Below are 12,436 nucleotides of genomic sequence, written 5' to 3'. Positions count from 1 at the left end.
ACCTAGCTTCCTGTGATTTTTTACCTTTACCTATCTTATCTTTTTTCAGTGATTTTAGCAACATATCTTACTCAGATTTCTTCCTTTTTTTGATTACCTATATTTTAGTAGTAAATTTTTTCTTACTCAAGCAAAAAACGCCTAAATAGGCGTTTTTTATTGATCTTATAATGATTGATAGAGATCAGCATAGTGTTGACTAGCTGTATCCCATGAGAAGTCACGGCTCATGGCTTGTCTTTGGAGACCAAGCCAAGCATCCTTATCATGAGTATAGACTGTCAATGCTTGATCTACAGCCCAGTTTAGCCAGTAACCAGAAAGGTTGTTAAAGCTAAAGCCAGTACCACTACCATCAAGCACATTATAGGCTTGTACTGTATCTCGAAGTCCTCCTACCTCGTGAACCAATGGTAGCGTGCCATAGCGCATGGCCATCATTTGAGATAGTCCACATGGTTCAAAACGACTTGGCATCAAGAAGACATCAGAAGCAGCATAAATTTCCTGCGCCAACTGGACATCAAACATAATATTGGCAGAGAGTTTATCTGGATAAGCTTGAGCAAACCAAGAAAAGGCATGTTCAAAACCAGGATCTCCCGTTCCCAAAAGAACGATTTGAATATCCTTTTGTAAGAGGTTATGTAATTCTTCAACCACCACATCAAACCCTTTTTGTCGGGTCAAACGAGAAACGATTCCAAACAAGGGAACATCATCGCGAACCGGAAGTCCGACACGTTCCTGAAGAGCTCGCTTACTTGCTGCTTTTCCTGATAAATCATCTTTATTGAAATGATAGGTCAAGAGCGGGTCTGTTTCAGGATTGTAGAGGTCTGTATCGATTCCATTCACAATCCCCGTTAATTTACCAGATTCCATGCGTAAGATTTGATCGAGTCCACAACCATATTCAGCTGTTCTGATTTCATAACTATAACTTGGTGAAACCGTCGTCACACGATCAGCATAGAGGATCCCAGCCTTCATCCAGTTTAAGCAATCTTTCCACCGAAGAGTACCATCCTCATAACGCTCAAATCCAACTCCAAACAAATCCCATAACATCCCTGGGTCAAACTGCCCTTGGAACTCCAGATTATGGATGGTCAAGACAGACTTAATACCATTGTAAGCTTGAATCCAACGGTATTTTTCCTTAAGAAGGAAAGGAATCATGGCTGTATGGTAGTCATGAGCGTGGACGATATCTGGAATGAAATCTACACGTTCCATCATCTCAAGCGCTGCCAATTGGAAGAAGGCAAAACGCTCCCCATCATCAAAATCTCCATAGACGTGTCCTCTAAAGAAGTACTTTTGATTATCAATGAAGTAAAAGGTAACACCATCTCTAAAAATACGTTTTACCCCAACATACTCACTTCTCCAACCTACCTTTGTAGTAAAGTGTAGCACATCTTCAATCTGATCGCCAAATTTCGCCTCCACCATATCGTAATAAGGAAGGACGACACGGACATCATGTCCCTTTTTAGCCAAGGATTTAGGAAGTGCCCCAATCACATCTCCTAGGCCCCCTGTTTTTGAAAAGGGAGCTCCTTCAGCGGCAACAAACAATAATTTCATTATCCAATATCCTCTGTAATCACAGCACCTTTTTTAATCACAAGAGGTGCTTCTTTGGTTCCACGAATGGTTACACCAGTCTCAACTACGACGCCCTTGTCAAGAATCGCATGCTCTACGACAGCTCCCTCATGGACAACGACTCCCGGGAATAAGAGACTGCTACGAATTTCTGCCCCCTTGTGGAGATGAACACGACGAGAAATGACAGAATCATGTACCAAAGCTTCGACAATGCTTCCTGATGCAAATTGCGAATTCTTAATTTGCGAACCAGGAGCATAGTAAGTTGGCTCTTCATTTTTCACCTTGGTATAAACTTTTTGATTTGGTGAGAAGAGAGACATGAATTTATTGGTTTCCAACATATCAAGATTAGCGCGGTAGTAGGATTCAACAGAATGAATATTGGCAATATAGCCAGTGTATTCGAATGCGAATGCTCCGTATTCAACCGCCAAATCACGTAGGATATAACGCAATTTTTCTGGATGTTCCTTGTGAACCTCTTGTTCCAATTTTTCAATCAACCATGGTGTATCAACGATAAAGATATCCGTTGACATATTATAGAGAGCATCTGGATCTGTTCCATCAAACAACTTTTGTCCACGTACATGATCTGTCTCATCGATTTCTAAAACCGCATTTACTTCAGAGATGTCACGATGATGCATCTTTTTGTAGACCACTGTGATTGGTCTGTCAACGGTATTGTGCAAGTGGAAGACTTGGTTCAAATCAATGTTTACTAAGATATCACAGTTAAGAGCGACTGTCTGGTTCGAACCAGAGCGTTTCAAATAGGTCAATAGTTGCTCATAATATTCCTTGCCAACGTTTGAACTTTCTACTGGAGTGTTGTAGATACCGAGATAGTAGTGGCTCAAAAGAGTTGACAAGCCCCACTCACGACCAGAGCGGATATGGTCAAAGACAGAACTGATATTTTCTTGTTGGAAAATACCAAATACACTACGGATTCCTGCATTAGCGAGGCTAGAAAGCGGGAAGTCAATCAAACGATATTTCCCATCAAATGGCAGACTGGCAACAGGACGATGATCTGTCAATGACGACATATCATGGAAGCCCACTGTGTTTCCTAAAATAGCTGAATACTTATCAATCTTCATCTGTTGCTACCCCCACTTTTTCGTTATATCCAACGACTTGTACTTCTTCCGTTCCATCGATGACAACACCTTCTGAAACAACTGCTCCTTCACCGATAATCGCACGTTTAATCACAGCACCTTGTCCGATAATGGCACCACTCATGATAACAGAATCTTCAACGACTGCACCTTTACGAACTTGTGCTTCCGTAGACAAGATAGAACGTTTTACGGTTCCGTCTACCAAGCACCCATCCACTACCAAGGAATCTTCAATATTAGCATGTTCGCCAAAGAAGTTTGGTGGTGAAATCAAGTTACGAGAATAGATCTTCCAGTGACGGTCGCGGCTATCCAAGGCATTGTTTGGATCAATGTATTCCATATTCGCTTCCCAGAGAGATTCAATAGTCCCCACGTCTTTCCAATAGCCCTTGAATTCATAAGCATAGACGCTTTCTCCAGATTCAAGGTAAGTTGGAATAACGTTTTTACCAAAGTCAGACATATCGATGTCACTCTTCTCTGCAGCCACTAGCATATTGCGAAGGCGAGCCCAGTCAAAAATATAGATTCCCATGGAAGCTTTTGTCGATTTTGGCTCTGCAGGTTTTTCTTCAAACTCTACAATACGATTGTTGGCATCCGTATTCATAATTCCAAAACGGCTAGCTTCTTTTAAAGGTACATCCAATACAGCTACTGTAAGACTAGCATTGTGATCTTTATGAGACTGAAGCATTTCATCGTAGTCCATCTTGTAGATATGGTCTCCAGAAAGAATCAATACGTACTCTGGATTGATGCTATCGATGTAGTCGATATTTTGGAAAATCGCATGACTTGTTCCTTCAAACCAACGATTTCCTTCACTTGCAGAATAAGGTTGAAGGATAGAAACCCCAGTATTAATACCATCAAGACCCCAACTTGAACCATTTCCGATATGATTGTTTAAGGCAAGCGGTTGATACTGAGTAATCACGCCAACATTGTGGATACCTGAGTTGGCACAGTTGGATAAGGCAAAGTCAATAATACGATAACGTCCCCCAAATTGCACTGCAGGTTTGGCAATGCTTTGAGTGAGTTTTCCAAGGCGAGTTCCTTGCCCACCAGCAAGGATCAGAGCTAGCATTTCATTCTTCATTGATTACTCCTTTTTGGATTGACGAGACCTTCTTCCCAGTTCTGAGGAGAGGCACTGTGGCCTCTTCTACAGAGTTAGGAATGGGATCATAGACTGCGATCAGTTGATCACCAACAACTATTTTTTTGTTTTAGACACATTGGAACGAAGTTTACGTTTCACTTTCCATACACTAGCTCCAAGAGCCGGTAAGGTGAAGGTCAAGGTTTGTGGATAATCTTTCCATAATCCCTCTTGAGTCTTCACTTCCTGGTTGTGCTCTTTCCAGACACCTCCCCATTTCTCTAATTCTGTATTCCAAATTTCTTCATAGACTCCAGCAACAGGGACGCCGACTGTAAAGTCCTTGCGCTCTACTGGGGCCATATTAAAGATACATAGCAGATGATTCCCTTTTTTATCCTTACGAGTAAAGGTCAAGACACTTTGATCTCGGTTATCTGCATCAATAATCTCAATACCATCATAGCTATCATCAATTTCCCAGAGCATCTTGTTATCTTTGTAGAATTGATTGAGCTGGGAAGTAAACTCTTGCATCTTGCGGTTCATGTCATCTTCCAGATTGGACCATTCTAGCTGTTCTTCAGACTTCCATTCTAAGAATTGGCCGAACTCTGAACCCATGAAGAGCAATTTCTTACCTGGGTGACAAATCTGATAGGTCAAGAGATTTCTCAAGCCGGCGAACTGATTGTAGCGATCTCCCCACATCTTATGCATGAGACTCTTCTTGCCATGCACCACTTCATCGTGAGAAAACGGCAACAAGAAATTCTCAGAGAAAGCATACATAAAGCTAAAGGTCACCAAATTGAAATCAAATTTCCGGTAAATAGGATCTTCCTCGTAGAAGCGAAGGATATCATTCATCCATCCCATATTCCACTTGTAGTCAAAACCTAAGCCACCGTATTCTTCTGGACCAGTAATCTTAGTTCCAGATGAACTTTCTTCAGCAACCATGATCACATCAGGATGCTCAAGTTTAATCACCGCATTCATTCGTTTAAGGAAATGAATCCCCTCATAATTGAGATTTCCACCATCGATATTTGGTGTCCATGGACCACTATCGTAATCTAAGTAGAGCATGTTGCTGACCGCATCGACCCGGATTCCATCCAAATGATAAAACTCAATCCAGAATTTTACACTAGAAATAAGGAAGGATTGGACCTGGTTTTTCCCTAGGTCAAAGTTCATTGCTCCCCAACCATAGTTGTGAGCCCGATGATGGTCCTGATATTCAAAGGTTGGTGTCCCATCATAATAGGCCAAGGCATCATCATTGATCGTAAAGTGTCCGGGCACCCAGTCCACAATCACCCCAATGTTATTCAAGTGACAGGCCTCAACGAAATCCTGAAACTCTTCCGGTGTTCCGTAAGTATGTTCCAAGGCAAAGTAACCCATCAATTGATAGCCCCAACTTAGTCCGAGCGGGTGAGCCATCACCGGCATGAACTCCACATGGGTATAGTTCATTTTCACCAAGTAAGGAATCAAATCTTCCTTCAACTGAGCAAAGGAATAAGGACTTCCATCTTCATTCCGTTTCCAGGATCCAGCATGAACCTCATAGATATTAACTGGTCGAGATCGAAAACCAAGTTTTCTCCGTCTCGCCATCCACAGTCCATCTTTCCATTTCCGCTCTGGAATATCAGTAATAACCGCTCCTGTACCTGGACGTTTTTCCATGCGTACCGCTAAAGGATCCACCTTCATCAAGCGGTGGCCATTTTGTCTTGTAACATGGTACTTATAAATATCTCCCACTTGAGGTGCTGTTGTAAAAACTTCCCAAACACCAGCTTCATTTCTCACCATAGGAATTTCATTTTCTTCCCATTGGGTGAAATCACCTACTAAGTGTACTGCCTGTGCATTTGGAGCCCATACGCGGAAACAATACCCCTCCACACCATCTACTTGCTCTTTATGAGCCCCTAGATAATGTTGAAGATGAAAGTTCTCCCCAGTTCCAAATGTATACAATGCTTGTTTCGTATCCATTCACTCACCTCTCTCGCTTTTATGTAAGCGCTTCCTATTAGTATTATTCTACTATAAATAGTTGAAATATTCAAGATTATTTCTTGAATAATGCGATGAAAATATATGAAAATAATTCAAAACTTCCAAGTTTTCCCTGAAATTTCCTAAAATCAATTCACAATTGTTCAGCTTTCAAACTATCTTTCTAACATTATACTATAAAAATCATTGTAATTAAACCTATTTCCGAAAATTTTTAGAAAATTTAGATTTTTTGTTTTGATATAGGGATATCTACTCTATTTTTATTCAGCTACTTCCTTTATAAGACAAATAAAGTAGCAAAATAAAAAAGCTACCACCTCTTCCAAGGTGATAACTTTGTTATCAGATTCTTAAAATCAATTAATCTACGTTCACGTATTCTTTAGAAAGTTCAAGAACTTCTTCCATTGTTGAACATTCAGTAAGAGCACGGTTAGCGTATTCTTGCATCTTAGTTGTATCCAATTTCTTCATCAAGCTACGTGTACGAAGGACTGATGTAGCTGACATTGAGAACTCATCCAAGCCCATTCCGACAAGGAGTGGAACAGCTGTTTGGTCACCGGCCATTTCACCACACATACCAGCCCATTTACCTTCAGCGTGAGCTGCCTTGATAACGTTGTTAATCAAGCGAAGGATTGATGGGTTATATGGTTGGTAAAGGTATGATACTTGTTCGTTCATACGGTCAGCAGCCATTGTGTATTGGATCAAGTCGTTTGTACCAATTGAGAAGAAGTCAACTTCTTTGGCAAATTGGTCAGCCAACATTGCTGCTGCTGGGATTTCAATCATGATACCTACTTCGATGTCGTCAGCAACGGCAACACCTTCAGCAACCAATTTCGCTTTTTCTTCTTCAAGAATACCTTTAGCGGTACGGAACTCCGTCAACAAAGCAACCATTGGGAACATGATCCGCAATTTACCGTGAACAGATGCACGAAGCAAGGCACGTAATTGAGTACGGAACATTTGGTTACCAGTTTCAGAGATGGAGATACGCAAAGCACGGTAACCCAAGAATGGGTTCATTTCTTTAGGAAGATCGAAGTAAGGAAGTTCTTTATCCCCGCCGATATCCATCGTACGAACGACAACAGGTTTACCGTTCATACCTTCAAGAACCGCTTTGTATGCTTCGTATTGATCATCTTCAGTTGGGAAGTCTTGAGAGTCCATGTACAAGAATTCAGTACGATAGAGTCCAACTGCTTCTGCACCATTCTCATTCACACCTTCAACGTCTTTAGGTGTACCGATGTTAGCAGCCAACTCGAAGTGTTTCCCATCTGCAGTAACAGTTTTCGCATCTTTCAAAAGAGCCCATTCAGCTTTTTGTTTCGCGTAAGCTTCACCAGCTGATTTGAATTCTGCGATTTGTTCTTCACTTGGGTTGATAACAACTTCACCAGTGATTCCAGATACGGCCAAAACATCACCATCTTTTACAAGATCTGTAATGTTGTTTGTACCAAGAACAGCTGCGATTTCAAGTGTACGCGCCATGATCGCTGAGTGACTTGTACGGCCACCAATGTTTGTAACAAAAGCTTTAACGAACTGTTTGTTCAATTGAGCTGTATCTGATGGGGTCAAGTCATGCGCAACCACAATTGCTTCTTCATTGATGGTCGCAGGGTTTGGCAATTTTTTACCAAGCAAGTTTGCAAGAACACGTTTGGTAACGTCGCGAATATCTGCTGCACGTTCTTGCATGTATGGGTTATCTTCCATTCCTTCAAAGATGGTGATAAACATGTCTGTAACTTCTTTTAAACCAGCCTCAGCATTCACCTTCTTCGTGCGAATTGTTTCCTTGATCTGACCAACCATTTCAGGGTCAGAAAGAACCATCATGTGAGCATCAAATACTTGTGCTGCTTCCTCACCAAGGCTCGCTACTGCATTCTCCCGAATAAGAGAAAGCTCGTTTTGTGAAGCTTCAAGAGCTGCATCCAAACGAGCTTCTTCTGCATTTGTATCTTCAACTGAGATTGTTTCAAATGACAAGTCGGGTTGAACAAGTAGATATGCCTTAGCAACGGCAACACCATCAGATGCTGCAATTCCTTTAAGCATTTCTGTCATGTTTATGCCAATCCTTCTTTTTCCATTGTTTCAGCGATTGCTGCAAGAGCATCATCAGCGTCAGCTCCTTCAGCTGAGATTACAACGTCAGCTCCTTGACCAACACCAAGGCTCATAACACCCATGATTGATTTCAAGTTAACTGATTTACCTTTGTATTCAAGAGTAATATCTGAAGCAAATTTGCTAGCAGTTTGAACCAACAAAGTTGCTGGACGTGCGTGGATACCTGTTTCTGCCACGATGTGGAAATCTTTAGAAGCCATAGTTTGACTCTCCTTTTAAAATTAGTTTTGAGTTATCTGTGATAACCCTTACAATTTGCTATTATATCATCTTCTTCATTATTTTTCAAGATTTTTATCACACACTTACTGAAAATACTTACAGGAAGCACTCAATTTTTCTCTTCTTTTGATCTTCTTTTTTTACTTTCTTCTATTAAATAAATAGAATTGCTTTCACGGACACAGTATATAGAATTTTAGGAAAAAGATAGGAATTCCTTTGACTTAAAAAACCTATATTTTATCACGTTTTCCTCAATTTTCACTAATTCTTACAATACTACATATTGTGGTATCTTCCGGTATAGTTAATTTATGTGCACAATATTTAGTTAAAACTCTTGACAAGGAAAAACCTTTTGTTTATACTAGATACAGATTTATGAATTTAGAGGAGTTAGATCACATTATGGTGACAATTTATTCAAAAAATAATTGCGTTCAATGTAAAATGACCAAACGTTTTTTAGATACCAATCACGTTGAATACCGTGAAATTAATCTAGATGAGCAACCTGAGTTTGTAGACCATGTGAAGAACCTTGGTTTCAATGCTGCGCCAGTTATCCAAACGGCAGATGAAGTCTTCTCTGGCTTCCAACCAGCTAAGCTCAAGAAATTATCTTAACATTATCAAACAGGATTTGATTGGTCTAGGGAATGGATGACTGTAGTCCTTGACTACTGTGTTCCCTGGCCCTTTTACTTGTACAGGGGAGCTTGCCTCCCCTTTGTTTTTGAATTAGAAAAAGGAACATTATGGGATTAAAATCACTTGAAGACGTAACCTACTTCCGTCTTAATAATGAAATCAACCGTCCAGTAAACGGTCAAATCATGCTTCATAAAGACAAAGAAGCCTTGGATGCTTTCTTTAAAGAAAATGTTGCGCCAAATACTATGGCCTTTGATTCAATAACGGATAAAATCAACTACCTTATTGAACACAACTATATCGAAACAGCTTTTATCAAGAAATATCGTCCAGAATTCTTGGAAGAACTTTATCAATTTATCAAAGACCAAAACTTCCAATTCAAGTCCTTCATGGCTGCCTATAAATTCTATAACCAGTATGCGCTTAAAACAAATGATGGAGAATACTATCTCGAAAGCATGGAAGACCGCGTCTTCTTCAATGCTCTCTATTTTGCAGATGGAAATGAAGACATTGCCAAAGACATCGCAAACGAAATCATCCACCAACGCTACCAACCAGCTACTCCTTCTTTCTTAAATGCTGGACGTGCCCGCCGTGGAGAATTGGTTTCCTGTTTCTTGATCCAAGTAACAGATGATATGAATGCGATTGGACGCTCTATCAACTCTGCCCTTCAACTTTCACGTATCGGTGGTGGGGTTGGAATCTCCCTCAGCAACCTTCGTGAAGCTGGAGCACCGATCAAAGGCTATGAAGGAGCTGCTTCTGGGGTCGTTCCTGTTATGAAACTCTTTGAAGATAGCTTCTCTTACTCTAACCAACTTGGTCAACGTCAAGGGGCGGGGGTTGTTTACCTCAACGTCTTCCACCCAGACATCATCGCCTTCCTTTCAACTAAGAAAGAAAATGCCGATGAAAAAGTTCGTGTTAAGACTCTCTCACTTGGTGTCGTCGTACCAGACAAGTTCTATGAGTTGGCTCGTAAGAATGAAGAAATGTATCTCTTCAGCCCATATTCTGTAGAGCGTGAATACGGAGTGCCATTCAACTATATCGACATCACTGAAAAATACGATGAGTTGGTTGCTAATCCAAACATCCGTAAGACAAAAATTAAAGCCCGTGATTTGGAAACAGAAATTTCTAAATTGCAACAAGAATCTGGTTACCCATATGTAGTCAATATTGATACTGCTAACCGCGCCAACCCAGTTGATGGCAAAATCATCATGAGTAACTTGTGTTCAGAGATCCTCCAGGTTCAAGAACCAAGCTTGATCAACGATGCTCAAGAATTCATTAAAATGGGGACCGACGTCTCATGTAACCTTGGTTCAACCAACGTTGTCAACATGATGACCTCACCTGACTTTGGTCGTTCTATTCGTGCCATGGTTCGTGCTTTGACCTTTGTGACAGATAGTTCTCACATCGTCGCTGTTCCTACGATCGACCATGGAAATAGCCTAGCGCATACCTTTGGCCTCGGTGCGATGGGACTTCATAGCTATCTTGCGCAACAATTGATCGAGTACGGATCACCTGAGTCTGTTGAGTTCACTAGCATCTACTTCATGCTTATGAACTACTGGACCCTCGTGGAATCAAACAACATCGCGCGTGAACGGGGTGTTACCTTCCACAACTTTGAAAAATCAGACTATGCCAACGGTAGCTACTTTGATAAGTACACAAGTGGAAAATTTGTTCCAAAATCAGAGCGTGTCAAAGAACTCTTTAAAGACATCTTCATCCCTAGTGCAGAAGATTGGGCTGAACTTCGTGATAAAGTGAAAGCAGATGGTCTTTACCACCAAAACCGTTTGGCTGTCGCACCAAATGGTTCTATCAGCTACATCAATGACGTGTCTGCTTCTATCCACCCAATTACACAACGGATTGAAGAACGTCAAGAGAAGAAAATCGGGAAGATCTACTACCCTGCAGCAGGATTATCAACAGATACCATTCCTTACTACACTTCTGCTTACGATATGGATATGCGGAAAGTCATCGATGTCTATGCTGCCGCAACTGAGCACGTAGACCAAGGGCTCTCACTGACTCTCTTTATGCGCAGTGACATTCCAAAAGGTCTTTACGAATGGAAAACTGAAAACAAACAAACCACTCGTGACTTGTCTATCCTTCGTAACTATGCCTTTAATAAGGGAATCAAGTCTATCTACTACGTCCGTACCTTTACAGATGATGGTGGAGAAGTTGGCGCGAACCAATGTGAAAGCTGTGTCATCTAAGACACTCTGATCCACTGCTACCAAAAGTCGGTCCGCCGACTTTTTGTGCGGGATGCTAACAATTGTGTTAGAATAACAATGATTGTATGATCGAATGAATTAGAAAAAGAAAGAGATTTCAAATGGAAACTTACTACAAAGCCATTAACTGGAATGCCATCGAAGATGTCATCGATAAATCTACTTGGGAAAAGCTAACCGAACAATTCTGGTTGGATACACGGATTCCTTTGTCAAACGACTTGGACGACTGGAGAAAGTTATCTCTCAAAGAAAAAGACTTGGTAGGTAAAGTCTTTGGTGGATTGACACTCTTGGATACTATGCAGTCCGAAACTGGTGTGCAAGCCCTTCGTGCAGATATCCGTACTCCCCACGAAGAAGCTGTCTTTAACAACATCCAATTTATGGAATCTGTCCATGCTAAGTCTTACTCTTCTATCTTCTCTACCTTGAATACCAAGTCAGAAATCGAAGAGATTTTCGAATGGACCAATACCAATCCTTTCCTTCAGAAGAAGGCAGAAATCATCAATGAGATCTACCTCAATGGAACTCCCCTTGAAAAGAAAGTAGCCAGCGTCTTCCTTGAAACCTTCCTCTTCTACTCTGGTTTCTTCACACCGCTCTACTATCTTGGAAACAACAAGTTGGCCAACGTGGCTGAAATCATCAAGTTGATCATTCGGGACGAATCTGTTCACGGAACCTATATCGGCTATAAGTTCCAACTTGGATTTAACGAATTACCAGAAGACGAACAAGAAAAACTAAAAGAATGGATGTATGACCTACTCTACACCCTCTATGAGAATGAAGAAGGCTATACAGAGAGCCTCTATGACGGTGTGGGCTGGACAGAGGAAGTCAAGACTTTCCTTCGCTACAATGCGAACAAAGCCCTTATGAACTTGGGACAAGATCCGCTCTTCCCTGATTCAGCAGATGATGTCAACCCAATCGTTATGAACGGGATCTCAACCGGTACATCCAACCACGACTTCTTCTCTCAAGTCGGAAATGGTTACCTCCTCGGTGAAGTAGAAGCTATGCAGGATGACGATTATAACTACGGATTATAAGAAGAAAAACCTTTCCAGATGGCACTGCACCCCAATAATGGGACAAGAGAAAAAACCTCTTATGCGACCAGTTTTCTGTACTCTACAGGAGACTGGTCATTTAATCTCTGTTGAATTCTAGTTTCATTATAAAATATGATGTAATTT

General features: G+C 41.1%; 10 protein-coding genes. 3 read left to right on the top strand and 7 right to left on the bottom strand.

Going from position 1 to position 12,436, the window contains the following annotated elements; translation table 11 throughout:
- Positions 1–165 precede the first annotated feature (165 nt).
- From glgA to QM873_RS01825, 6 genes are all read right to left on the bottom strand, one after another.
- A complete protein-coding gene (gene glgA, locus QM873_RS01850; protein ID WP_342991777.1) occupies positions 166–1,593 on the bottom strand; it encodes a glycogen synthase GlgA in 1,428 nt (475 codons plus the stop codon).
- Positions 1,593–2,729 (bottom strand): glucose-1-phosphate adenylyltransferase subunit GlgD, encoded by a 1,137-nt coding sequence (gene glgD / locus QM873_RS01845; RefSeq protein WP_117744047.1) that lies wholly within the window; start codon positions 2,727–2,729, stop codon positions 1,593–1,595. The genes glgA and glgD overlap by 1 nt, the downstream gene beginning before the upstream one ends.
- Entirely contained in the window at positions 2,719–3,861 is a 1,143-nt protein-coding gene (locus tag QM873_RS01840; RefSeq protein WP_023022737.1) for a glucose-1-phosphate adenylyltransferase, read from the bottom strand. The genes glgD and QM873_RS01840 overlap by 11 nt, the downstream gene beginning before the upstream one ends.
- Positions 3,862–3,978: 117 nt before the next feature.
- Positions 3,979–5,880 carry a 1,4-alpha-glucan branching protein GlgB gene (gene glgB, locus QM873_RS01835; RefSeq protein WP_414278704.1) on the bottom strand — a complete coding sequence of 634 codons (1,902 nt, stop codon included), beginning with the start codon at positions 5,878–5,880 and terminating at the stop codon, positions 3,979–3,981.
- Positions 5,881–6,267: 387 nt separating this feature from the next.
- The gene (ptsP, locus tag QM873_RS01830) at positions 6,268–8,001 is read right to left on the bottom strand and encodes a phosphoenolpyruvate--protein phosphotransferase (protein ID WP_120702149.1); all 1,734 of its coding nucleotides are present in this window, start codon (positions 7,999–8,001) and stop codon (positions 6,268–6,270) included.
- 2 nt (positions 8,002–8,003) lie between these two features.
- The gene (locus QM873_RS01825; protein WP_006596636.1) at positions 8,004–8,267 is read right to left on the bottom strand and encodes a phosphocarrier protein HPr; all 264 of its coding nucleotides are present in this window, start codon (positions 8,265–8,267) and stop codon (positions 8,004–8,006) included.
- Positions 8,268–8,697: 430 nt separating this feature from the next.
- Here QM873_RS01825 and nrdH point away from each other — a divergent pair, with 430 nt between their 5' ends.
- The 3 genes from nrdH (at position 8,698) to nrdF (ending at position 12,289) form a co-directional block, all read left to right on the top strand.
- Positions 8,698–8,916 carry a glutaredoxin-like protein NrdH gene (nrdH, locus tag QM873_RS01820; RefSeq protein ID WP_006596951.1) on the top strand — a complete coding sequence of 73 codons (219 nt, stop codon included), beginning with the start codon at positions 8,698–8,700 and terminating at the stop codon, positions 8,914–8,916.
- A 131-nt stretch (positions 8,917–9,047) separates the two neighbouring features.
- Complete coding sequence (gene nrdE / locus QM873_RS01815) at positions 9,048–11,207, top strand: class 1b ribonucleoside-diphosphate reductase subunit alpha (protein ID WP_414278703.1); 2,160 nt, start codon at positions 9,048–9,050, stop codon at positions 11,205–11,207.
- 122 nt (positions 11,208–11,329) lie between these two features.
- The gene (gene nrdF, locus QM873_RS01810) at positions 11,330–12,289 is read left to right on the top strand and encodes a class 1b ribonucleoside-diphosphate reductase subunit beta (protein WP_049486340.1); all 960 of its coding nucleotides are present in this window, start codon (positions 11,330–11,332) and stop codon (positions 12,287–12,289) included.
- A 59-nt stretch (positions 12,290–12,348) separates the two neighbouring features.
- Here nrdF and QM873_RS01805 read toward each other — a convergent pair whose 3' ends face one another.
- Positions 12,349–12,426 carry an IS3 family transposase gene (locus QM873_RS01805; protein WP_414278829.1) on the bottom strand — a complete coding sequence of 26 codons (78 nt, stop codon included), beginning with the start codon at positions 12,424–12,426 and terminating at the stop codon, positions 12,349–12,351.
- Positions 12,427–12,436: the final 10 nt, after the last annotated feature.

Origin of the sequence: Streptococcus australis, from assembly GCF_047463015.1 — a bacterium.
Classification (GTDB): Bacteria; Bacillota; Bacilli; order Lactobacillales; family Streptococcaceae; genus Streptococcus; species Streptococcus australis_F.
The sequence above is the reverse complement of the archived record's forward strand: the minus strand, read 5'-3'. Positions and strand labels throughout refer to the sequence as shown.